General features: G+C 68.6%; 25 protein-coding genes and 1 tRNA gene. 15 read left to right on the plus strand and 11 right to left on the minus strand.

Annotated features, from left to right (window positions below):
* The first annotated feature begins 29 nt into the window (after positions 1-29).
* Positions 30-218 carry a hypothetical protein gene (locus HALNA_RS03330; RefSeq protein ID WP_049934969.1) on the plus strand — a complete coding sequence of 63 codons (189 nt, stop codon included), beginning with the start codon at positions 30-32 and terminating at the stop codon, positions 216-218.
* A gap of 7 nt (positions 219-225) precedes the next feature.
* On the opposite strand, the gene HALNA_RS20450 is transcribed toward HALNA_RS03330, so the two are convergent.
* Entirely contained in the window at positions 226-393 is a 168-nt protein-coding gene (locus HALNA_RS20450; protein WP_169719003.1) for a hypothetical protein, read from the minus strand.
* A gap of 103 nt (positions 394-496) precedes the next feature.
* On the opposite strand from HALNA_RS20450, the gene HALNA_RS03335 reads away from it, so the two are divergent.
* Entirely contained in the window at positions 497-970 is a 474-nt protein-coding gene (locus HALNA_RS03335) for a hypothetical protein (protein WP_049934970.1), read from the plus strand.
* 77 nt (positions 971-1047) lie between these two features.
* Here the strand turns inward: HALNA_RS03335 and HALNA_RS03340 are convergent, their stop codons facing one another.
* Positions 1048-1491 carry a CopD family protein gene (locus HALNA_RS03340; RefSeq protein WP_049934971.1) on the minus strand — a complete coding sequence of 148 codons (444 nt, stop codon included), beginning with the start codon at positions 1489-1491 and terminating at the stop codon, positions 1048-1050.
* A 166-nt stretch (positions 1492-1657) separates the two neighbouring features.
* On the opposite strand from HALNA_RS03340, the gene HALNA_RS03345 reads away from it, so the two are divergent.
* Positions 1658-1742: transfer RNA gene (locus tag HALNA_RS03345), tRNA-Ser, on the plus strand.
* Here HALNA_RS03345 and HALNA_RS19205 read toward each other — a convergent pair.
* Complete coding sequence (locus tag HALNA_RS19205) at positions 1724-2248, minus strand: OsmC family protein (protein ID WP_084509880.1); 525 nt, start codon at positions 2246-2248, stop codon at positions 1724-1726. The two genes, HALNA_RS03345 and HALNA_RS19205, sit on opposite strands and share 19 nt — an antisense overlap.
* A 98-nt stretch (positions 2249-2346) precedes the next feature.
* On the opposite strand from HALNA_RS19205, the gene HALNA_RS03350 reads away from it, so the two are divergent.
* Positions 2347-3147 carry a SipW-dependent-type signal peptide-containing protein gene (locus HALNA_RS03350; protein WP_157573431.1) on the plus strand — a complete coding sequence of 267 codons (801 nt, stop codon included), beginning with the start codon at positions 2347-2349 and terminating at the stop codon, positions 3145-3147.
* A complete protein-coding gene (locus tag HALNA_RS03355) occupies positions 3147-4997 on the plus strand; it encodes a phosphatase PAP2 family protein (RefSeq protein WP_049934973.1) in 1851 nt (616 codons plus the stop codon). Before HALNA_RS03350 ends, HALNA_RS03355 begins: the two co-directional genes overlap by 1 nt.
* A gap of 123 nt (positions 4998-5120) precedes the next feature.
* Here the strand turns inward: HALNA_RS03355 and HALNA_RS03360 are convergent, their stop codons facing one another.
* Together HALNA_RS03360 and HALNA_RS03365 are read right to left on the minus strand one after the other, a co-directional pair.
* The gene (locus HALNA_RS03360; RefSeq protein WP_049934974.1) at positions 5121-6845 is read right to left on the minus strand and encodes a Rieske (2Fe-2S) protein; all 1725 of its coding nucleotides are present in this window, start codon (positions 6843-6845) and stop codon (positions 5121-5123) included.
* Positions 6846-7051: 206 nt separating this feature from the next.
* The gene (locus tag HALNA_RS03365; RefSeq protein ID WP_049934975.1) at positions 7052-8086 is read right to left on the minus strand and encodes a zinc-dependent alcohol dehydrogenase family protein; all 1035 of its coding nucleotides are present in this window, start codon (positions 8084-8086) and stop codon (positions 7052-7054) included.
* A 72-nt stretch (positions 8087-8158) separates the two neighbouring features.
* On the opposite strand from HALNA_RS03365, the gene HALNA_RS03370 reads away from it, so the two are divergent.
* Positions 8159-9139, plus strand: a complete 981-nt coding sequence (locus HALNA_RS03370; protein ID WP_049934976.1) for an LLM class flavin-dependent oxidoreductase — start codon at positions 8159-8161, stop codon at positions 9137-9139.
* A gap of 76 nt (positions 9140-9215) precedes the next feature.
* Here the strand turns inward: HALNA_RS03370 and HALNA_RS03375 are convergent, their stop codons facing one another.
* Complete coding sequence (locus HALNA_RS03375) at positions 9216-9674, minus strand: NOB1 family endonuclease (protein ID WP_049934977.1); 459 nt, start codon at positions 9672-9674, stop codon at positions 9216-9218.
* Positions 9675-9920 (minus strand): PRC-barrel domain-containing protein, encoded by a 246-nt coding sequence (locus HALNA_RS03380; protein WP_049934978.1) that lies wholly within the window; start codon positions 9918-9920, stop codon positions 9675-9677.
* A 127-nt stretch (positions 9921-10047) separates the two neighbouring features.
* Between HALNA_RS03380 and infB the strand changes: the two genes are divergently transcribed.
* On the plus strand, positions 10048-11850 hold the full coding sequence (gene infB / locus HALNA_RS03385; RefSeq protein WP_049934979.1) for a translation initiation factor IF-2: 1803 nt from the start codon (positions 10048-10050) through the stop codon (positions 11848-11850).
* A gap of 140 nt (positions 11851-11990) precedes the next feature.
* Complete coding sequence (locus HALNA_RS03390; RefSeq protein WP_049934980.1) at positions 11991-12218, plus strand: hypothetical protein; 228 nt, start codon at positions 11991-11993, stop codon at positions 12216-12218.
* Here the strand turns inward: HALNA_RS03390 and HALNA_RS03395 are convergent.
* The 3 genes from HALNA_RS03395 to pepF all read right to left on the minus strand — a co-directional run bounded on the left by HALNA_RS03395 (position 12199) and on the right by pepF (position 15728).
* Positions 12199-12582 carry a DUF5811 family protein gene (locus HALNA_RS03395; RefSeq protein WP_049934981.1) on the minus strand — a complete coding sequence of 128 codons (384 nt, stop codon included), beginning with the start codon at positions 12580-12582 and terminating at the stop codon, positions 12199-12201. The two genes, HALNA_RS03390 and HALNA_RS03395, sit on opposite strands and share 20 nt — an antisense overlap.
* A 49-nt stretch (positions 12583-12631) precedes the next feature.
* Entirely contained in the window at positions 12632-13861 is a 1230-nt protein-coding gene (pan2, locus tag HALNA_RS03400) for a proteasome-activating nucleotidase Pan2 (protein WP_049934982.1), read from the minus strand.
* Positions 13862-13934: 73 nt separating this feature from the next.
* Positions 13935-15728 carry an oligoendopeptidase F gene (pepF, locus tag HALNA_RS03405; RefSeq protein ID WP_049934983.1) on the minus strand — a complete coding sequence of 598 codons (1794 nt, stop codon included), beginning with the start codon at positions 15726-15728 and terminating at the stop codon, positions 13935-13937.
* Between the two features lie 101 nt (positions 15729-15829).
* Between pepF and HALNA_RS21565 the strand changes: the two genes are divergently transcribed.
* The 5 genes from HALNA_RS21565 (at position 15830) to HALNA_RS03430 (ending at position 19643) form a co-directional block, all read left to right on the plus strand.
* Complete coding sequence (locus HALNA_RS21565; RefSeq protein ID WP_049934984.1) at positions 15830-16240, plus strand: hypothetical protein; 411 nt, start codon at positions 15830-15832, stop codon at positions 16238-16240.
* Positions 16241-16362: 122 nt separating this feature from the next.
* On the plus strand, positions 16363-17190 hold the full coding sequence (locus tag HALNA_RS03415) for a CPBP family intramembrane glutamic endopeptidase (RefSeq protein ID WP_084509881.1): 828 nt from the start codon (positions 16363-16365) through the stop codon (positions 17188-17190).
* Positions 17191-17316: 126 nt separating this feature from the next.
* Entirely contained in the window at positions 17317-18813 is a 1497-nt protein-coding gene (gene tgtA, locus HALNA_RS03420; protein WP_049934985.1) for a tRNA guanosine(15) transglycosylase TgtA, read from the plus strand.
* Between the two features lie 72 nt (positions 18814-18885).
* Positions 18886-19080, plus strand: a complete 195-nt coding sequence (locus HALNA_RS03425; protein WP_049934986.1) for a cold-shock protein — start codon at positions 18886-18888, stop codon at positions 19078-19080.
* A 191-nt stretch (positions 19081-19271) separates the two neighbouring features.
* Entirely contained in the window at positions 19272-19643 is a 372-nt protein-coding gene (locus HALNA_RS03430; RefSeq protein ID WP_049934987.1) for a hypothetical protein, read from the plus strand.
* A 59-nt stretch (positions 19644-19702) separates the two neighbouring features.
* Here HALNA_RS03430 and HALNA_RS03435 read toward each other — a convergent pair whose 3' ends face one another.
* Positions 19703-20170 carry a pyridoxamine 5'-phosphate oxidase family protein gene (locus tag HALNA_RS03435; RefSeq protein ID WP_049934988.1) on the minus strand — a complete coding sequence of 156 codons (468 nt, stop codon included), beginning with the start codon at positions 20168-20170 and terminating at the stop codon, positions 19703-19705.
* 166 nt (positions 20171-20336) lie between these two features.
* Between HALNA_RS03435 and HALNA_RS03440 the strand changes: the two genes are divergently transcribed.
* Together HALNA_RS03440 and arcS are read left to right on the plus strand one after the other, a co-directional pair.
* Positions 20337-20576 carry a hypothetical protein gene (locus tag HALNA_RS03440; protein ID WP_049934989.1) on the plus strand — a complete coding sequence of 80 codons (240 nt, stop codon included), beginning with the start codon at positions 20337-20339 and terminating at the stop codon, positions 20574-20576.
* 47 nt (positions 20577-20623) lie between these two features.
* The gene (gene arcS / locus HALNA_RS03445; protein ID WP_049934990.1) at positions 20624-22372 is read left to right on the plus strand and encodes an archaeosine synthase subunit alpha; all 1749 of its coding nucleotides are present in this window, start codon (positions 20624-20626) and stop codon (positions 22370-22372) included.
* Positions 22373-22383: the final 11 nt, after the last annotated feature.

A 22383-nucleotide genomic window follows, 5' to 3' on the forward strand; every position in this document is an offset into this window, starting at 1 on the left:
ACTATGGGGCCGGCACCGTTCCGGCCCGTATGGTCCGTGCGTCCCTCCTCACACCCGACACGAAGATAACGATCGCCTTCGTGTTTCTCGGCCTCACCGGCTGGTATCTGATCCAAGACGTGACCGACAGTGCCGCCGTCGAGTTCGGCGTCCTGATCGGCGTCGGCGTCGTCGTCCCGACGCTCATAACCGAGTGGCGGCGTCGCTCGAGGCCCTAGCGCCGGCCTACTGCGTCGGTTCGACCGTCAGGTCGCTCGCGATCCAGCCGTCGGTGTTGCCGGCCTCGAGAAAGACCGTCCGTCCGGGACACGTCTCACAAACCGACACCGCGGGCGTCTCGGGCGGGGACGGCTCGCCGTCGTCGTCCGTTCCCGACTGCGTACCAGTTGCCATCGGAGCCGTTTAGGGGGACCTAAAATAAAAAGCGTCCGGTTCTCACAGCATCGAGGAGGAAGCCCACGGCTTTAGCCGTGGGAGGAATCCGACACCGATCCTGTTGTACCTCTTTACCGGCGCCGTCGTCGGCTTTCCGGTCGCGTGTGGCGGGCCGGACGGGACGTTCGTCGTCGGCTCGTCGGGGAATGACGCCCTGACACTGTCGTGTGCGGCCGTCCGGACGCTGGTGAAGACGGTCGTCACCGTGGGCGGGAGTGCCGCGACGACGGTCGGCGTCGCCCTCGTCGCCGTCGCGGACCTCACCCATGGCTCGGTCGGACTCGGTCGGTCGGTCGGCAGTCACCGTCGTGTTCGACGACCGGGGCCGGGCCGCCGCTACGTGCGCGGCGGCGCCGACACCGGATGTACTTCCCAGCAGTCCGGACATTCGGCGTGTGACCGTACGCCGTCGTCGCGGGCGACGATTCGCCACCGGGGAATCGCCGTTCCGCAGTTCGGGCAGCGTGACATGAGGGGGTGGGGAGCGTGTGACACGGTCCCCGGTGGAGGACAGTGGCGCCGAAGGCTTAGTTAATCCGCGGTTAAGCGAACCGTCGGCCCGGTCAGCGAGTTCGCCGGAACCCTCCCGTCGACTGCCGATGGCCTCGACGCCTACAGCAGGACGCCACCGATGACGAGGAGGCCAATACCGGCCACCGCGGCCCCGGTGAGAAACGGCGTCGCCGACTGGGCGGGTTCCCGGACCTTCCGTTCGTCGAGGCCGTCGACGAGGCGGCCCGATCCCACCTCGATCAGCCCGGTCATGACGAGCCACAGCACCACCATCGCGACGACGAGGTAGCCACGCGTCGATCCGAGGAGGCTCTCGGCGGTGTAGCGCGTGCCCGCGAGATGGCCGCCGGTGAGAAAGAGCGCGAGGGAGGCGACGCGCGACCCCGTTCGGAACCGACCGATCAGCCCCTGTAGCGGTTCGGCGTCGAGGGTCCCCGCTCGCGCGGCGGGCAACAGTCCCCGCGAGACGAAGAGCACGCTTCCGGCCCACAGCCCGCCAACCAGCAGGTGTACCGCGTTGATCGCCGTATCGACAGTCGCCATGCCCGTGGCTTGGACGCCGCCGACTTGAATCCGCGGGATTCCGGCGGACGGCGAGCGGGACGCTAGCCCGGCTGCTCGTCGGAATTCTAGCGCACGGATCCGCCGGTATCGACGGCCGGCGTCGAATCGAAACCGATTAAACGCCCGCTCCCACACTATTGGGTGAGCCGAGGTAGCCTAGCCCGGCCAAGGCGGTTGCTTCGAGAGCAACTGTCCGTCAGGACTCGTGAGTTCAAATCTCACCCTCGGCGTTCTCCTCGAAGGTCCACTCGGTAGCGACCGCTGGCGACTCCACCAGCGTCCGATACACCACGCAGAACCGCTCGGTCGCGTCCCGGATCGACGCCGCGGTTTCGGGATCGAGGTCACCGGCGAGTGTCACGTCGAGTCGAATCTCCTGAAAGCCGACGGGTACGTCCGCGACGCCCATCGTCCCACGGAGGTCGAGATCACCCTCAACGGTCACCGACACGTCGGCGTCGACGCCGAAGTTCTCGATCACGGCCTGGGCGGTCAGTTGTGAGCAGGCCGCGAGCGCCCCGAGCAGGAGGTCACCCGAACAGGCGGCGGTCCCCGACCCACCCGCCCCCTCGTGGAGCTCCGCCTCGTACATCGCCTCGCCGACTTCGACGCTACAGGTCGTCGCGTCCGCCGCCCCGTCGCCCGTAGCGGTGAGCGTCAGTTGCGCCGCCTCTGGATCGGCTTCGTAGGTCTCTTTCAGCGGTTTCTGCGCCTCGCGGAGATCGTTGGCTGTCATACGTTCACATGGGCCGGTAGGCGGAAAAAGCGTTCCGGGTGTGACGCCGTATCGTCTCCTCTGATCCGCGTTAACCGCCGATTCAGTTCTCGAATGGTGTGATTAACGAAGTACGATCCCCTCGATCGGGCGGCACGATGGCCGGCGGCAACGGGATCACGCTGACGAGACGGCAGGCGCTGAGCGCCCTCGCCGCGACGGGCGCCGTCGCCGGTGGCGTCGGTGCCGGGACCGACGCTCTCTTCAGCGATGCCGAGTCGTTCGACGGGAACCGGATCGCCGCCGGCGAACTCGACCTGAACGTCGCGTGGCACAAGCGCGTCGAGGCGGCGACGACGCGCGTGGCGACGAGCGACGGCTGGCCGACACCGCGAAGCGACGCGACGGCGCCGCTCTGTGATCTTACGGATCTGAAACCCGGCGACTCGGGCCAACTCACGCTCGCGCTCCGCGTCGACGGCCTGTCCGGCTACCTCTCGCTCGTGGGGCGCGAGCGAACCGACGCCGAACGCGGGCAGTCGGCAGCCGAGGCCGACTCGCCCGGAGCGACCGACGAAGGAGAACTCGACGAACTGACCACGACGGCGGTGTCGTATCTCGACCCCGACGATCCGGGGCGGCCGGCGGCGACGGGGACGACGGCCGACGCCTACACCGGGTCGCTCTCGTCGCTCGTCGGTCTCGGCGGCCTCGGCTCCGGTATCCCCCTCGACGGCGACGAGGCGGCGAGCGTCTACGACTGCCTGGTCGACGGCGCGCCTCTCGGGACGTACCGCGGCGGGCGCACCCACTATCTCCGGATCGAGTGGGTGGTGCCGACGTGGATCGGCACCGCCGTCGCGAGCGACGCTTACGCCTTCGACCTCGGCCTCTACGGCGTGCAGGGAGGCGGTGGCTGATGACCGACGACCCCCACCGCCGCCTGCAGGCGGCCTTTCTCCGCCGGCAGCGGGCGGCGCGTCACCAACTCCTCGACTCGGCGTACCGGGTCGACGAGTCGGACGGCGACGACGGCCCGGTGACCAACTACGGGAAGGCGCTGACCCACCGCGACGACGGCGTCCCGACCGCCTCGGCGTACGCGAGCCTCGTCGACGCCCTCGACGCGGGGACGGTAGACGCGTACAACGCCGTCGAACTCGACACTGATCCGGAAGGTCGACGGCTCGCCGAACCCCCCGGCTCCCACGCCTTCGAGGGGATGGGCGCCGATCCGTGGGCGGTCGACATGGCGCCCCCACCCGCCTTCGCCTCGTCGGAGATGGGGGCGGAACTGATCGAACTCTACTGTCGCGCGCTCTGTCGCGACGTGCCCTTCGGCGCGTACGGCGAGGACGGCGCCGTCGTCGACGCGGTCACCGACCTGAACGGTCTGGCGGGCTACGCCGGTCCCGCGGGGACGGCCGATCCCCGCGGCGGGTCGCTCGACACCACGCGTGTCTTCCGGGGTATCGTTCCCGGGGCTGCGACCGGCCCGCACGTCTCGCAGTTGCTCTGGAAGGACGTTCCACGGGGGGCGATTCCACAGAGCCAGCGGGTTCGCGTCCTCGCGAGCGAGGCGGCCGCCGGCACCGGCGACGCAGACGTGGTCGGCACCGGCCCCGACTACCTCACCGACTGGAACGCGTGGCTCCGCGTCCAGCGCGGCATCCCGGTCGGGCGGACGAACCCGCCGCCGACGCTGGTCGACGCGGGCGGCGACCCCGACGAGGCGGTCACGCGACACATCGTCACCGGCCGCGACCTGGCGAACAAGGTTCGCCGACAGGTGCCCTACCTCGCCAGCCGGGACGCCGCCGAAATCCTGCTGGGGATGGGCGTCCCCTTCGACCGGCGGATTCCCTACCAGCAGGGCGGGGAGGCGAGTGCGACGGCCGGCACGTCGGGCATCCGAACCGCCGTCCCGGTCGTCAACTTCGGCGCCCACGACGTGCTCGAATCGGTTGTGAGCGTCTTCGATCCCGCCCAGACCGCTGCCTGGTATCGGAAGTGGCTCGTCCACCGCCGCCTCCGGCCCGAGGAGTACGCGGGGCGACTCGAAGCCGAGCGCCGGGGCGCCGGCGGGCCGTTCGACTTGCCCGACAATCTGCACGAGTCGGCTACACCCTCGCGGGTCGCCGACGCCCACGGCACCGTCCTCCTCCCGCAGGCGTACACCGAGGGGAGTCCCACCCATCCCTCCTACCCCGCCGGCCACAGCGTCGTCGCGGGCGCGACGGTGACGGTGCTGAAAGCGATGTTCGACGGTCGATATCCGTTCCCGGTCGAGGAGATGGTCGTGCCCGTCGCCGACGGGACGGCCACCGGCGAACTGGCCGGCGGCGGAACGACGACGGTCCAGTCGACCCGCCTCGCGCCCGTGACCGAGGTGTCGACGGCGCTCGGCGCGACGGCCGACTCGATCACCGAAGCGCGTTCGGAGACGATAACCGTCACCGACGAACTCAACAAACTCGCGACGAACGTCGCCCTCGGGCGCAACTGGGCCGGCATCCACTACCGCTCCGACGGGATCGAGGGGTTACTGCTGGGCGAACAGGTGGCCGTCCGCTACCTGCAGGACCACCTCCGGTCGACGGATCTACCGTTCGACGGCTACCGTCTCGAACCCTTCTTCGACGCCTATCCGGGGACCGCCGAGGGCGCCGGCCCCAACCGCGGCCGGGACGGCATCCTGCTCACACCCGACCGGATCACGACGCCCGAGGGCGAGTCGAGTGCTATCGACGTGGACGATCCGTCACGGTAGTTCGGACTGCCGTGGTGCCGCTTCGCGTCACCACGTTGTCCCAACAGGAGTATGGGACCGCCGTGGTGCCGCTTCGCGTCACCACGTTGTCCCAACAGGAGTATGGGACCGCCGCGGTCCGAATCACGCCTCGTGGATCGCCTCCCCTCGATTCAGTCGCTCGGCGATCCGGAACGTCTGTTCGCCCTCGCGGCGGGTCGGGGTGTGTGCCGCGAGGTAGCGTGCCGTGGCGATCAGGTGGACGCGGCCGTCCTCGGCCGCGTCGTACCGGCTGAACGCCGCCTCGACGTTCTGCCGGGGATGAAACCCCGCGTCCTCGCGGAGTAAGACCTCGCCGAGTGCACGCTTCAGACGGGTGGGGTCACCGCCGCTCGCCAGATACTCGGCGGCGTGGCGCCCCGCCTTCCCGACCGTCTCGTCGGCCTCGACTTCGAACGTCTCCAGGAGGGCCGTCAGCATCTCGTTGGGGTCACGACCCCCGTCCGGGTCGGGGAGCGGGATCGGCGGCGTGTTGAGGAAGCGATCGAGGTAGACGCTCACGGCGCCGTCGAGTACCGCGCGGTAGAGTTCGACGGCGTCGGTGCGACCCGCCAGCCCGCAGACCGCGTTGGCGTAGGTGTAGGTGTGATGGACGGTGTTCCAGTCACGGAACTCGTTGGCGGTGCCGAACTGTGCGACCCGCCGGGCAGCGGCGTCGGCGACGGCGCCTGCGAGTTGCGCAGTCGTCGCCCCGGCCGCGACGGCGTCGGTCAGGGCGTCGACGATATCGTGTGGATCGTCGCCGAGGAGCCGATCGACGAAGCCGTCCGGTTCGGTCCACGTCTCCCCTTCACCGCGGGCGACGAGGGCCGACAGATCGTCGCTCGCGCCCTCGACCAGCGCGACCACGTCGACCGGCTGGCGCCACGACGAGCGCTCCTCCGCTCGCTCGGCGTCGGCGAGGCCGGGGACGAGGCTCGGCAGGACCGCGTCGGCGTGTTCCCAGCCGATCCGGTCCAGGAGTTCGAACGCCTTGTTCACGAAGTCGAGGCGGTGACCCGAGTCGAGATAGCGGTGATCGGTGGCGGCGGCGACGAACGTGGCCGCGAGGGCGGACTCGTCGAGGCCGGCGTGGATGGCCGCGCGGATCACCCGCTCGGCCCCGTCGGCGTCCCGAACCTCGACGGTATCGCGGAACCACTCGGTGAGACGGTCGGCCGAGACGTGTTCGGTCGAGAGCGGCTCCTGTACGAAGAAGGGCGGTTCGCCCGCGCAGTCGTCGGCGACGGCGCCCAGGCCGACGGCCAGCGCCCGGCGGCGGTCCGCGGGCCGGAGGTCGGGCAACAGGGTCGCCATCGCGGCGAGGGTCGTCAGCCCGGAGCCCCATCCCCCTTCCCTGTACTCCGTGCCGAACGCCGCGCCGATCCGGAGCGACACCGCGGGGTCGACGCCCGCGTCGTCCAGGCCGATCACCGCCTTGTCGATGACGAGCGACAGCGACTCCCGGAGGCCGTGTTCGAGGCGCTCCTGCCAGTGGGCTGCCGGATCGGCGTCGCGTTCGGGGTCGGTATCGACGTACACGTCGCCGTCCCGCATCTCGACGGGGAAGGTGGACACGTCGTCGGCGAAGGGGTCGAACGTGTCGCCGCCGGAGAGTTCGAACCGGGCGTGGTGCCACGGGCAGGTCAGGATACCGTCCTCGACGGAGCCGTCTGAGAGGGGAAACCCCATATGCGGGCATCGGTCGTCGACGGCGTGAAACGACCCCTCGTGGTAGAACAGGACGACCGTCCGGCCGCCGACGCGGACGACCTGCGGGCTCGCCTCACGCACCTCCGCGGCCGACGCCACTCGCTCGAAACTGGTCATGTGTCGTGATAACACGCCGGGCGCGATAAGCTGTCGCTCATACTATCGGCTGTAACTGTTTCAAGAAATCCGTCACCTCGGGGTGGCGAATTTCTTGACTGACTTATACGGATTAGTGTAACTGTTCACCGGTAGGTCGCCGACCCGTCCTGGCGACCCACTGGTAATGACTTACACTAAACCGTATCACAGCCGGCAGTATCAGCTCAGGGTTTCACCAGCACTTTGATCGCCTCGCGCTCGTCCATCAGGCGGTAGCCCTCGGGGACGCCGTCCAGGTCGACGGTGTGGGTGAATATCGGCGACGGATCGAGCGTCCCGCCGAGCACGTCGGCCATCAGGTCTTCGGCGTACGCGCGGACGGGTGCGACGCCGCCCCGGAGCGTCACGTTGTCGCCGAACATCCCGTAGAGGTCGAGTTCGTCGACGCCGTGGGGGACGCCGACGTAGCCCACGGTGCCGCCGGGACGAGCCATCGCGACGGCGCCGTTCATCGACGACGCGGCGCCCACGCACTCGACGACGTGGTTCGCGCCGCCGTAGGTGAGTTCCCGTACCCGATCGATCGCTTCGTCGCCGCGAGCGGCGACCGTCTCGGTCGCGCCGAACGCCTCGGCGACGGCGAGGCGGTCCGTGTGGTGGCCAACGGCGACGATTCGCTCCGCGCCCAGCCGTCGCGCGGCGAGGACGGCACACAGGCCGACGGCGCCGTCGCCGACGACGACGCAGGTCGATCCGGCCTCGACGCCCGCGCTGACGGCGGCGTGGTGGCCCGTTCCCATCACGTCAGTCAGCGCCAGGAGCGCGCGCAGGGTGTCCTCGTCGTCGGCGTGACGCTCCGGCACCCGGACGAGGGTGCCGTCGGCGTGGGTCGCGCGGACGTACTCGCCCTGTCCGCCGCCGTTGTCCCCGCCCCAGCCGTCGCCGTTCACACAGGAGGTGTGCAGGCCCTTCCGGCAGAACTCGCAGGACCCACAGCTGATGCGGAAGGGGGCGAGGACGCGGTCACCTGGTTCGACCGACCGAACGTCGTCGCCGACCGCCTCGACGATTCCCATCGGTTCGTGGCCGACGGGGCTCCCCACCTCGCGGTCGCTCTCGCCGCGGTAGAACCAGAGGTCCGAGCCACAGACCGCGGTGTGGGTGACGCGGACGACGGCGTCGGTCGGGGAGTCGATTTCGGGTCGTGGTCGTTCCTCGATACGGATGTCGCCGGGGCCGTGGTAGGTGGCGGCGCGCATACGGAGTCACGGGGCCGGGGGATCAAAAGCCGCCGGGGAAGGGTTATGCCTCCGCCGGATCGAACGGACAGCATGACACGCGGTATCGTGTTACCACGGCGCGGCGTCGACGGCGCCCGGTCCGTCGCCGTCAGGTGCGAAGACCTCGGCTACGACGCCTGCTGGATCGGCGAACTCTGGGGGCGGGACGCGTTCGTGACACTGACCGCCGTCGCGGACGCGGTTTCGCGGGTCGACCTCGGGACGGCCATCGTCAACGTCTTCTCCCGTTCGCCGGCGACGCTCGCGTCCGCGGCGGCGACGCTGACCGAAGTCGCCCCCGCGGGCGTTCGCCTCGGCATCGGCCCGAGTACGCCCAAAGCCATCGAGGACCTGCACGGACGCGCCTACGACCGCCCGGTGCGCCGCCTCCACGAGACGGCGGAACTGATCGCCGCCTTCACCGCGGGCGAAGGGCGGGTCGAGTACGACGGCGAGACCGTCTCAGTCGCCGACTTCCCCGCCCTCGACGCCGATGTGCCCGTCTACACGGCGGCGCTCGGCCCCGCGGCGCGGCGCGCGACCGGCCGGGTCGCAGACGGGTGGCTTCCCCACAACGTCCCCTTTCCCGAACTATCGGACGCCTTCGAGACGGTGGCGCGGACGGCCCGCGAGTCCGGACGTGACCCGGATGCCATCACGGTCGCGCCGTACGTCCCCGCGGCCGTCGCCGACGACCCCGACGAGGCACGGGCGGCGATCCGCGGGCACCTCGCCTACTACGTCGGCAGCGGCGAGGGGTATCGCCGCGCCGTCGCGACGGCGTTTCCCGACGCGGCGGAGCGGATCGCTGCGGCGTGGCAGGACGGGGAGCGGAACGCTGCCCGGGCGGCCGTCACCGAGGGGATGGTCGACGCCCTCGGGGTCGCGGGGACGCCCGAGACGGCGCGTGAACAGTTCGAGGCCGTAGCGTCACTCGACGCCGTGGATCACCCGATCGTCGTCGTGCCCGACGGCGCGGACGCCGACCTCACCGACCGGACGATAGCGGCGTTGGCGCCGACGGAGGCGTGAGGGCGCCGGACGGGCGAACAGTGGCGTGAGGGCGCCGGACGGGCGAACAGTGGCGTGAGGGCGCCGGACGGGCGCCTCACGCGGGATTCTTCCGCGAGAGGTCACTCCCACAGATGGGACAACGGTCGCGGTGCTCGTCGAACTCGCGGCCACAGCCCTGACACTGGAAGCGCCAGTCGCGCTGTTCGGTGATGCCGTCGCGGGCGATGGCCTCGACGACGACGCCCAGGTGTTCCGCGACGTTTTGCATCGCGTAGTCGTCGGTGACGAGCGTGCCGTCGAGTTCGAACGCGGCGGCGATCAGGCGCACGTCGGTGTCGGAGAGTTCCTCGCCGTCGCCGGTCTCGACAGCCGCACGCTCGATCGTCTCGACCGTGTTGGCGGCGGGGATGTGAATATGCATTCCGGCCCCTTCCATCGCGTCGAAGCGGTAGGCGCTCTCGTCTTCGAGTTCCTCCTCGACCGCCGGCACGGAGGCCATCTCCTCGGAGGTGTGGTACTCGTGGATGAACGCAGAAGCGTCGAGAACGTGCATCTACCGATCGATAACGATGTAATCTTTCACGGCCTGCACGTGGGAGACGGGGACGTGGAGGCGGCCCTGATCGTCCTGTTCGAACCTGGAGTCGCCCGCCGGGAACTCCTCGTTCGGGGAGACGAGGAGGTCGTTCAGCGCCCCCGTCTTCAGGTTCATCGTGATGTTGTACAGCATACCGAGTTCCGTCCCGTCAGAGCCCATGACGGACTTTCCGGAGAGGTTCTCGGCGAGCACGTCGGTCATGCGAGTCACATTCGCGGGGACGACCTTAAACGCCACGGGGTCGCTCGCGTTCGGTCGCCGCATGTTGAAAGACTTAACTTCGGTCCACGGCTCTCTGTCCACACGAAAGCTTCTACCGGGGGACCCTATGTCAGATTCGGACACACGCGACCGACCGGATACGCTTCGCACCCCCATCGTCGCCGTGCTCGGGCACGTCGACCACGGGAAGACCAGCTTGCTCGATAAGATTCGCGGCTCGGCGGTCAGCGAGGGCGAGGCCGGCGCCATCACCCAGCACATCGGGGCCACCGCGGTTCCCCTCGACACCATCTCGGGTATCGCGGGCAGCCTCGTCGATCCCGACGACTTCGACCTGCCCGGTCTCCTCTTCATCGATACGCCCGGCCACCACTCCTTCTCCACCCTCCGCTCCCGCGGCGGCGCCCTCGCCGATATCGCCGTCCTCGTCGTCGACGTCAACGACGGCTTCCAGCCCCAGACCGAGGAGGCCATCGACATCCTCAAACGCACCGGAACGCCGTTCATCGTCGCCGCCAACAAGATCGACACGACGCCCGGCTGGAACCCCCAGGAAGGCGAACCGATCCAGGTCACCTACGACGCCCAGAGCGACCGTGCCCGATCCCGACTCGACGAGAACCTCTACGAGATCATCGGCCAACTCTCCGACTCCGGCTTCTCAGCCGATCTCTACTGGCGCGTACAGGACTTTCAGGCCAACGTCGGCGTCGTCCCCGTCTCCGCGGTCACCGGCGAGGGCGTCCCCGACCTTCTGACCGTCCTGATGGGGCTCTCCCAGCGGTATATGAAAGATCGGATGGCCATCGACGTGGAAGGGCCGGGCGCCGGAACCGTACTGGAGGTAAAAGAGGAGAAGGGCTTCGGCACCACCCTCGACGTGGTGGTGTACGACGGCACGATCCGCGAGGGCGACGAAATCGTCGTCGGCGGGATGCACGAACCCATCGTGACGGAGGTGCGGGCGCTCCTCCAGCCGAAGCCGCTCGCCGAGATCAGAACGGAAAAGCGGTTCGACCGCGTGGACGCCGTCGCCGCCGCGGCCGGGGTGAAGATCGCGGCACCCGACCTGGAGGACGCGATGGCCGGCGCGCCCGTCCGGGTCGTCCGCGGCCGCGAGCGCGAGGCCGTCGTCGCCGACGTGGAGTCCGAACTCGCCGAAATCGAGGTCGAAACCGAGGAGGAAGGCGTCGTCGTCAAGGCCGACACTCTCGGGAGCCTGGAGGCGATGGCCAACGCACTGGTCGAGGCCGAGGTGCCAATCCTCCGTGCCGAAGTCGGCGACGTGGCTCCCCGGGACGTGGCCGTCGCCAGCACCGCCGCCGAAGCCGAACACAAAGTCATCCTCGGGTTCAACGTCGACGTGCTCACAAACGCCCGGCGAGAGCTGGAGGAAACCGACGTGCGCCTGTTCGACGACGACGTGATCTACCAGCTCGTCGAGGATTACGAGGCGTTCGTCGCGGAGCGACAGCGCGCCCAGCAGGAGACGGTCCTCGACAAGATCGTCCGCCCGGCCCGCTTCCGGATCCTCCCCGATCACGTCTTCCGCCAGAACAACCCCGCCGTCGTCGGCGTCGAGGTACTGTCGGGCACGCTGAAGAACAACACCTACGTCGGCCGGTTCGACGGCAACGAGTTCGAACGCGTCGGCCAACTCAGCGGCATCCAGAAACAGGGTGACGACGTCTCCGAGGCCCGCGCGGGCGAACGCGTCAGCGTCGCCATCGACGGCCCCACCGTCGGCCGTCAGATCGACGAAGGTGGCGAACTCTGGGTCGACCTCCCCGAGAAACACGCCAAGATCCTGGAACAGGAACTCACCGACGAGATTCCCGCCGACGAACTGGAGGCGCTACAGGGATTTCTCGACAACCACCGGCGGCGGGACCCGTTCTGGGGGAAGTGACCCCGCGGCCGGGGTCACGCGCTCGTAACCGGTTCATATTATTCACGCCGCCCGTGTCGACGTTCCAACGAGGTGTGTCGTACACCTGAAGAAACTTTTTAGTCCGAAGATTCCACAAGTATCAAACGAGGTGTGTGCCGATGAGCGTTCGAACGACCCGTAGCGACGGTATCGGTCTGCCGACGATGTCCCGTTACGATCTGCTGTTGATACTCTTGCCCCTTCCCTTGCTCCTCGGCGCATGCGCGTCGCTGGTTACGTCGCTTCCGGAGCCGGTCGGTATCGGCGTCGGCAGTCTCCCTTCCGCGCTGTTGTTCGTCTACGCGATAACGGCCGCGGCGCCGACGACTATCGAGCGGTCGGCTTGACGCCGTCGCCGACGGCGTCCATCACCTGTAACGCGGCGCTGGCGGCGAGTCCACGCGCCACCTCGTCGCGCTCGGCGTCTGCCAAGCCGGTTTCGAGGTCGTCGAGGTCGGGGGTGAACCCCGCGCTGACCGGGTGGCCGGCGGGCGGACGGACCGCGACGGTCGCCGTCGGCCCGTTCGATCCGTAGGACAGCTCCGAGCCGACGGTGTAGCTGTCGGGCAGGTAGGACCGGGTCTGCGAGACGATTCCCGCCACGGCCCGCTGAAGGGACTGTCGCTGGTCCCGCGTGAGTTCGATATCCGTCGATGGCTGTCCGGCTTCGGCTACTCCGGGTGCGCCTCCGTACGGCGTGTTTCCATTCATCCGAGTCGCTACCGATAGGCAGAGCGCGGATAAAAAGCCGTCGGAGGCCCTAATATTGGTAGTCGGTAAAAGCCATCACCGGGCCGCCGTCCTCGGCGTCCTCGATTTTGGCCTTGGCGTCCTCGAAGTCCCGCATCCGCACTTCGGTGCGGTCGTCGCGGATGGCGAACATCCCCGCTTCCGTCGCCAGCGAGGCGAGGTCGGCGCCGCTGTAACCGTCGAGGTCGTCGGCCAGTTCGGCGTAGTCCACATCGTCGGCGACGTTCATGTCGCGGGTGTGGATTTCGAGGATGCGGGCCCGTCCCTCTCCGTCCGGCTTGGGCACCTCGATGAGGCGGTCGAACCGGCCGGGCCGCAGGATCGCCTCGTCGAGCATATCGAAGCGGTTGGTCGCGGCCATGATGCGGATATCGCCCCGGTCGTCGAAGCCATCCATCTCCGAGAGTAGCTGCATCATCGTCCGCTGGACCTCGGCGTCGCCGGAGGTCTTCGAATCCGTCCGCTTGGCGGCGACGGCATCGATTTCGTCGATGAAGATGACCGCCGGCTGGCGCTCGGCGGCGAGTTCGAACAGGTCGCGTACGAGCCGCGAGCCTTCGCCGATGAACTTCCGAACCAGCTCCGAGCCGGCCATCTTGATGAAGGTGGCGTCGGTTTCGTTGGCGACTGCTTTGGCGAGCATCGTCTTCCCCGTCCCCGGCGGGCCGTGGAGGAGGACGCCAGCCGGCGGGTCGACGCCAACTTCCTCGAACAGCTCCGGTGTCAGAAGCGGGTCCTCGACGGCCTCACGCACCTCACGCACCTGGTCGTCGATGCCGCCGATGTCGTCGTAGGTGACCGACGGCGACTCCTCGACTTCCATCGCCTGCGCCCGGGAGTCGGTCTCGTCGTCGAGCACCGTCTGGACGCCGAAGGAGTCGTTGACTGCGACGCGGTCGCCCGCCGCGAGTTCCTTGCGGATCCGCGGCGAAGGCTCGGTCAACACTTCCTGGTTGTTGCCGTGCTGTTTGATGATCGTGCCCTCGTCGGCGACTTCCTCGACGGTGGCGACGTAGAGCGACGAGGTCTTCAGCACCTCGTTGCGACGCTTGAGGTGGTCGACCTCCTCCATGAGCTCTTCCCGCCGGTCGTCGGTCTCGTCGAGTCGTTCCGCGAGTTCTTCGTTGACGCGGACCATGCGCTCGTAATGCTGGCGGATGGCGTCGAGACGCTCCGCCTCCGACATCTCGGGATCGAGATCGAGGCGCGGACGGTCCGGTAGCGACGGACTCCGTGACATTCTGTCCGTGCTAAGATGCGGGCGTAAATGTGCCTTTGGGTCGCGGCTCTACTGCCGCCGGCGGTTCGCTCCGCTACCCAACCAGCGTGTCCATCTCGTCCAGATACGTTCCGTACACGTCGAGGGCGTCCTCGATGGGCGCGGCCGTCGTCATGTCGACGCCCGCCGTCTCCAGTACGTCGATGGGGTACTCGCTCCCGCCGAGTCGGAGCGCCTCGCGGTAGTCCGCTGCCGCCGTCTCCCCTTCCTCGCGGATGCGCTCGACGATGGCCGTCGCCGCGCTGATCCCCGTGCTGTACTGGTAGACGTAGTAGCCGTAGTAGAAGTGAGGGATGCGCATCCACTCGCGGGCGATGCGGTCGTCGACGGCCGCGGGCCGGTAATACCGCCGTTTGAGGTCACCGTACAGTTCGTCGAAGCGGTCGGGGGTGAGCGCGCCGCCGTCCTCGACCACTTCGTGAATCCGCTGCTCGAAGTCCGCGAACATCGTCTGCCGGAACAGCGTCGACCGAAAGCGTTCCAGATACTCGTCGAGGACGTGCCGGCGGACCGCCTCGTCCTCGACCGTCTCCAGCAGGTGGTGAGTCAGCAGCGTCTCGTTGACCGTGCTCGCCACCTCCGCGACGAAGATGTCGTAGCTGCTGTACTGCCACGGCTGGGTGTCGTTGGTCAACTCCGAATGCATCGAGTGGCCGAGTTCGTGGGCCAGCGTGAACATCGACGCCACGTCGTCCTGGTAGTTCATCAGGATGAACGGCTGGGTGTCGTAGGTGCCCGCCGAGAACGCACCCGACCGCTTGCCCCGGTTCTCGTAGACGTCGACCCACCGCGAATCCAGTCCCTCGGCCATCCGTTCCTGGTACGCCTCGCCGAGGGGGGCAACCGCCTCGACGACGTGCTCGACCGCCTGCTCGTAGGTGATCTCGGGTGGCTCCCCCCCGGCCATCGAGGCGTAGAGATCCCACATCTGCAGGTCGTCGACGCCAAGCGCCGTCGCTTTCAACTCGGCGTGGCGATGGAGGTAGTCGAGGTTGTCTCCGACCGTCTCAAGCAGGGTGTCGTACACCTCGACGGGGACGTTCGGGCCGTCCAGCGCCGCCTCGCGGGCCGTCTCGTAGTTGCGGGCGCGGGCGAGTTTCACGTCCGCCGTCACGCTCTTTTTCAGCGACGTGCCCACGCTGTTTCGCACGTCCGCCCAGCGGTCGTAGAAGGCCTCGTGGACCGACTGCCGGAACTCGCGGTTCGGCCGCTTCTGGAGTTTGGTGAAGTTGCCGAGCGAGATTTCGACCGGTTCGCCCGCCGGATCGTCGACCGTCGGAAACTCCATGTCCGCGTTCGAGAGCATGCTGTACACCTCGCTCGCGGCGTCGGTCACGTCCGAGAGGTCCGCCAGCAGCTCCTCCACTTCCTTCGAGCGGGTGTGGGGCTTCCCCCTGAGCACGTCGTCGAAGTAATGCTCGTACTCGGCGAGGGCGGGTTCCTCGTCGACGAAGGCGTCGAGGTCCGCCTCGTCGAGCTCCTGCAGTTCGGGCTCGACGTAGCTCGCGGCGCTCCGGGCGTCGGCGGACAGCGACTCCGCCCGCGCCGACATGGCCTGATACTCCTGATTACGCGTGTCCTCGCTGCTCCGCAGGTTGGCGTACGTCGAGACGACTGCCACGTCGCGCAGGAGGTCCTCGCGCAGTTCGAGGAGTTCGAGCAGGGTCGACGGGCTCTCGGTCACCCGGCCCTCGTAGGCCTCGAGCTCCGAGATCCGGTCGCGAACGTCCTCGAAGGCTGCCTCCCAGTCCTCGTCGTTCGCGAAGATGCTCTCCAGAGCCCACTTGTCCTCGGCGTCGATGTCGTTCCGTTCGGGAACCGAACTCATCGGCGGTCGTTGGAAGGGCGTGGCCGTAAGGGTTCGTACTCGATTCCCGTCCCCGGAGGACAAAGCTACGTACTTGCTCTCCGGGAGGCCGTACGTCGTGGATGGCCGGCCAGAACTCCGATTCCACGCCCCCCGAGTCCGCCGCCGACGAGGGACACGACGACGTGCTCGCCGATCAGTTCTCCACCGACGAGGTGAACCAGCGAGTCGTCGCCGAGGCATCCGACGAACACGCCGGCGAGGCGTTCCTCCGGGACTGGGCCGACACGCACGGGCTGGACGACGTGGCGATCACCGTCGACCCCGGCGCCGTCGAACCGGCCATCGACAGGGCGGTGACCGACGGCACGATGCTCATGATGGGTGCCACCGAAGGGGGGTCTGCTCTCCCGTCTGGTTCGGAACTCGTTGCATCTGGACGTGATCCACGACGTGGACTGCTCGGTGCTTTTGGCCGAACGTCCCTCGGAGCGGTCGATCCGCGACCGACTGTTCGGCGCTCCGTCCCGTGATCGCCACCCGGCACGGGCGTTCCGGGACCGCGCCGAAGCGACCGTCGGCGCCGAACCGGCCGGGACTGCCGACGAGTGATCGCCGGAGGGAAGCTTTTCACCGTCCCGTCCAACGGCTGTGTATGGTCTCGTCCTCGCTCCCGTTCGACGATTCGACGACAGATCGCCTCCGGGCGCTCGTCGTCGTCCTGATCGTCTCCAGTCTCGGCCTCGGTGCCGGCGTCGCCCTCGTCGTCGGGCTCTCGCTTCTCCTGGTCGGTGTCGGGCTGAACCCGTCGCCGTTCACCCTCCTCGTGATCTCGCTCGTCTCGATCCAGGGACTCGCGTTCGGCGGCGTTGCCCTCATCTATCTCCGCCTCCGGGATCGCCCCGTCACGAGCGTCGGCCTCCGACTCCCGTCGGTTCGGGAACTCCTGATCGTCGTGGCGGGCTACGCGACGGCATTCGTCGCCGCCATCACCGGCGCCTTTCTCATCAGTATCACCGGCGCCCCGGCGGGTGAGAATCAGGTGGCCGAGTTCGCCAGCGCCGATCCGACCGTCCTCCTCTGGCTGATCCCCGCCTCCTTTCTCCTCATCGGTCCCGGCGAGGAACTGCTCTTTCGCGGCATCGTCCAAGGGCGTCTCCGGGAGACGTTCGACCGCGTCCCCGGTGTCGTCATCGCGAGCGCGCTCTTTGCTGCCGTCCACTTCGTCGCCCTGACCGGCGGCGCCGGCGGCCGCATCGTCACCATCGCCGTCCTCTTTTTCCCCGCACTCGTCTTCGGGAGCGTCTACGAACTCACGGACAACCTCGTCGTCCCCGCCTTGGTTCACGGTGCGTACAACGCGACGCTCTTTGCCCTCGCCTACCTCGCCATTCGGCTCTCGGAGTCGGGGGCGTTCCCGCAGGGCGACGGGGCCGGCCCAGCCACACTCGTCGTCGACGCCGCTGTGCTTCTCCCCCACTGATACTGTTTACTGTAACTGTGTACCGACGGTTCGCCGACCCACCTTGGCGAACCATCGGTACTGACGTACCGCAACCCGCTCGAGCGGAACGGAACCCTTACCGCCGCGCCCGTGAAAGCCGGGGCCATGCGCGAGCATTTCGAACTGCGGCGCGGCGACGCCCTCGGCCGCATCGGGGCGCTGACCGTGCCGCGGGCCGGTCGGACGGTCGAGACGCCGGCGCTTCTCCCCGTCATCAATCCCAACATCCGGACGGTGTCGCCCGCCCGTCTCGAAGCCGAGTTCGGCGCCGACGCCCTGATCACCAACGCCTACATCATCCGCAAGACGGCCGACCTCCGGGACCGTGCGCTCGAAGAGGGCCTGCACGACATGCTCGACTTCTCGGGGGCGATTTTCACCGACTCCGGCTCCTTCCAGCTCGCCGAATACGGCGAAATAAACGTGACGACCGGCGAGATTCTGGAGTTCCAGCGAGCGATCGGCTCCGACGTCGGGACGCCAGTGGACGTGCCGACGCCGCCCGACGCCCCCCGCGAGAGCGCCGAGGCGGACCTGGAGACCACCCGGCGGGCGCTCGCGGACGCCGAAGCCGTCGACACCGGCGAGATGCTGGTCAACGCGCCGATCCAGGGGTCGACCCACCTCGACCTCCGGGAGGCGGCCGCCCGCCACGCCGACGGGACCGACCTCGACGTGTTCCCGGTCGGGGCCGTCGTCCCGTTGATGAACGACTACCGCTACGACGACGTGGTCGACGTGGTGGCGGCGGCAAAGCGGGGGTTGGGCGCCGACTGCCCCGTCCACCTCTTCGGCGCCGGCCACCCAATGATGTTCGCGCTCGCCGTCGCGATGGGCTGTGATCTCTTCGACTCCGCGGCGTACGCCATCTACGCCCGCGACGGTCGCTATCTCACCGTCCGGGGGACCAAACATCTGGCGGACATCGACTACTTCCCCTGTGAGTGTCCGGTCTGCAGCGAGTGGACGCCCGCCGACCTCCGCGCCGCGGCCGACGACGAGCGCGACCGCCTGCTGGCCGAACACAACCTGCACGTCTCCTACGGCGAGTTGCGGCGGATCAAGGCCGCGATCCGCGAGGGCACCCTGCTCGAACTCGTCGAGACGCGCGCCCGCGGTCATCCCGCGATGCTCGACGGCTACCGCACCCTGCTGGATCACGCACGTCAGATCGAACGCCACGACCCCGCCTCCAAGGGCGCGTTCTTCTACTGCTCGGCCGAGGGCGCGCGCCGGCCGGAGGTGGTCCGCCACCACGACCGGATCGGCCGCCTCGACGCGCCCGACCGCCTGCTGGTGACCGAGGGATCGGCCCCCTCCGGCGACCGCTTCGATGCCGCGTGGCGCCTCCTCCCCCCCTTCGGCCCCGTCCCACGCGCGCTCTCGGAGACGTACCCGTTCACCGCCGAACTACCGGAGCGCCTCGACCGGGACGCCCACGAGGCGGCCGCCCACGGCGTCGCCGCCCTCGTCGACGCCAACCCCGCGACCGACGTGACGGTCGCCCACGACGACTGGCCGGCGTCGGCGCTCGCACTCCTCCCCGAGTCGGTCACCGTCGAGCCACTGGGGGCGCGACCGGAGCCGAACGGGACCGAGTGAACGGTCCCCGTCCTTCGTGGTACCGCGACTCTCGCAACGGTTATGAGTGAGCCGGGTGTACGATCGGTTGTAATGGCAAACGGTACGGTTGATTTCTTCAACGACACAGGCGGCTACGGTTTCATCGAGACTGACGACGCGGACGACGACGTGTTCTTCCACATGGAGGACGTTGGCGGTCCGGACCTCGAAGAGGGACAGGACGTAGAGTTCGAAATCGAGGACTCCCCCAAGGGTCCGCGCGCGACCAACGTCGTTCGTAACTAAACTGAACACGCGTCCGATCGGGATTCCCCGATCCGGACGCTCTCGGGCGTTCGTTTCGCGGTGACGCCCACCGACCACGATTTTTGACGTGCCGATCCCTCGCCCGCAGCGACGGCGACAGTGTGTCGTTCGCAACCGTCACACACCCACGTATCATTTAATTACCAACATCCCCTCGGTACGACCGACCGATGTCCAACCGATCCCGCGACGCCGACACGACGGACTGCGACGCGACCGAGCCGACGGACGGCGACCTGCTCGCCGCGAGCGCAGCGGCGGCCCTCCGCAATCTCGCCGATCGGATCGACGAGCGCGCCGAATCGCTCCCTATCGGCCCCGCGCGTCACCACGCTCGGCGCGCCGCCGCGGCCGCGCGGACGACGGCGGACGGCGACGCCCATCTCGGCGCCCGTCGCGTCGCACTCGGCGAACTCGTCACGGAACTCCGGACCGCCGCCGACGAGGCCGAGGCGACGCGGACCCAGTACGAACTGCTCCAACTCCTCTACGAGGAGGCGTTGCCGGTGACCCGCGAGGCGAGCGCCGACGTCTACGGCTGAGCGGACCGTCCTGGTGTGTCGCCGGGCGAGTGTCCAGCACACTCGCTTCCGCCGATTCGTCAGTCCCGGCCGCCGTCCACGTCCCGCATCCGGTCGGAGAAGTCCCACGAGTAACACCGCTCGGGGTCGACGCTGATCGTCACCTCGTCGCGCGCCGGGTCGAGGAGGCGACGGGCGAGCGAGGAGTCGGTGTCGCCGAGATACCGCTCCAACAGAGTTCGGAGGGTTTCCTTGTCGTCGTCCGGGGAAATCGTCGCCGAGCCACAGCCACGAACCCCCCGATACGGTGGGTCGTTCGTCGACACCTCGAACGCGACGCCGTCGTCCGCGCGGAGATAGCGCACCACGTCCGCGTCGGCCGAGGTGGCACATCGGAACACGCCGGCGTCGGCGTCGAAGTCGTACCACAGCGAGAGCATCCAGAGGCCGCCGGCGGGCGTCCGACAGGCCACCCGGATCGGGACGTACGCGTCGGCCAGAAACGCCGCAACCTCGGCCCGGTCCCACTCGCCGGTGTACTCGGTCATGCGCCGCGTTGGGACGCGGGTGGCTAAAATCCGAGGACGACTATCGTAGCGTTTGGAACTGCCTGCACACCCGATCGCACCCCGCCCTGCGATGGGGTGGGCAGTGATCTACCGCGGCTACTACAGCCGCCGAACGCTTTTCTCAGCCGGCCGAGAAGGGCGTGCCGTGCCCCTCCCAGTCCTCCAGGCCGCCGTCCCCGGCGGGATCGAACTCCTGATCGTACTCGTCATCGCGCTGTTTTCCCTCCTTCTCCCCCTCGGCGTCGCCGTTCTGGTCTACCGGGACGCGACGCGCCGGGGCAGTCGTCACGCCCTCGCGTGGGCGGTCGGCGCCTTCCTCGGCAGTATCGTCGTCTGGATCCTCTACTACGTCGTCCGCGACGAGGTGGGGACACGTTCCGTGTAGCCGGCTGGGAACGAAACGTAGTTTGGCGCCGGTCCCGACGACCACCTATGACCGAGTATTTCGAGGTACACGCGCGTGACGGCGCCGCGCGGATCGGCGAACTCCGCCTGCGTGACCCCGTCACGACGCCCACCCTCGCCGACGACGTGGTCGTCGACGCCGGGAGCCTTTGGGCCGCCGACCGCGACGTGCCCGAGGGCGACGAGGGGGCGCTGACGGTCCTTCCCCATCGTGCCTTCCCCGCGGGCACCGATCCGACCGTCCAGGAGTCGTTCGCCGTCGACTACCCCGACGTGGACTACCCGAGTGCCGGCGTCGTCACCGGCGAGACGGCCGGCGACTACGGCTGTGACGCGTACGTCCTCGCCACCGCCGCCGGCGTCGTCGGCCACGGCGAATCCTTCCGCGACGAACTGATCGCCGTCCGCGAGGCGACCCCGCCGGACACCGCGCTCTATCTCGCCGGCGTCGCCACCCCCGCGAACGTCGCCACTCTCGTCGCCGCCGGCGTCGATCTGGTCGACGCCAAACTCGCCCGCGTGAAGGGTCGCCAGGGCGTCTACCTCACGACCGACGGCGAGTACCACCTCGGCGAACTCGACGAACTCCCCGGTGCCTTCCCCTCGGACCCGCCGCTTTCCGAATTCACCCGCGAGGACTGTGTCGCCCACAACGTCGCAGCACTCGAATCGGCGCTGTCGACGGTCCGAATCCGGATTCGACGGGGGCGGCTGCGCGACTACTTGGAGGGACAGGCCCGCCACGAGAACTGGCTGACCGCCACCGTCCGCGAGTTCGACCACGAGTACCGCTATCTCGAGGCGCGGACGCCCGTCCTCCGCGACACCGAACTCAGCGCGGCGAGCGAGGAGACGATGGACCGCGTGGAGATCCAGCGCTTCGCCGACCGCGTGACGACCCGCTACCGCAACCGCTTCGACGGCCCTCTCGTCCTCGTCCCCTGTTCGGCACGGAAACCGTACAGCGACTCCCAGAGCCACGCGCAATTTCACCGCGCCATCAACTACCGCGGCCACCTCGTCTCGATGACCTCCCCCATCGGCGTCGTCCCGCAGGAGTTGGAGTGTACTTACCCCGCCCAGCACTACGACGCCGTCGTCACCGGCGACTGGACCGAAGGGGAGAAGACGTTCGTCGCGGAAGCCCTCCGGCGCTACCTCGACCGGAACGACTACCCCCGCGTCATCGCCCACGTCCCCGGCGAGGGGTACCGCGACATCTGTGAGCGCGTCGCCGAGAACGTGGATGTTCCCTTCGAGTTCACCGTCGCGGACCACCCCACCACCTCGGAGTCGCTGTCGAACCTCTCGGACACCCTCTCGGGCGAACTCAAGTACTCGAAGCGGACGCGCCAGCACAACACGGTGCGGGCCATCGCGGACTACCAGTTCGGTGTGGGCGCGGGCGACGACCTGTTCCCCGACCTGCAAACGACGAGTCGCCACCCGAAACTCCAGATCCGGGACGGCGATGGCACCCAGCTCGCGGCGCAGGTCCCCCAGTACGGCGTCCTCTCCTTTACGCTCGCGGGCGCCCGCCACTGGGCCGAGAGCGCGGCGCCGACCAAGCGGGTCGACATCGACTCCTTCGTCCCACACGGGAGCGTCCTCGCGCCGGGCGTCGTCGACGCGAGCGCCGACGTCCGCGTCGGCGACGAGGTAGTCGTCGAGGGGCCGGCAGCCTTCGGCGTCGGCCGCGCCGCGATGAGCGGGCCGGAGATGCGCGACAGTTCGCGTGGCGTCGCCGTCGAGGTGCGACACGTCGAAGAGCGGTAGCCGACGAGGCG

Origin of the sequence: Haloplanus natans DSM 17983, from assembly GCF_000427685.1 — an archaeon.
GTDB lineage: Archaea > Halobacteriota > Halobacteria > Halobacteriales > Haloferacaceae > Haloplanus > Haloplanus natans.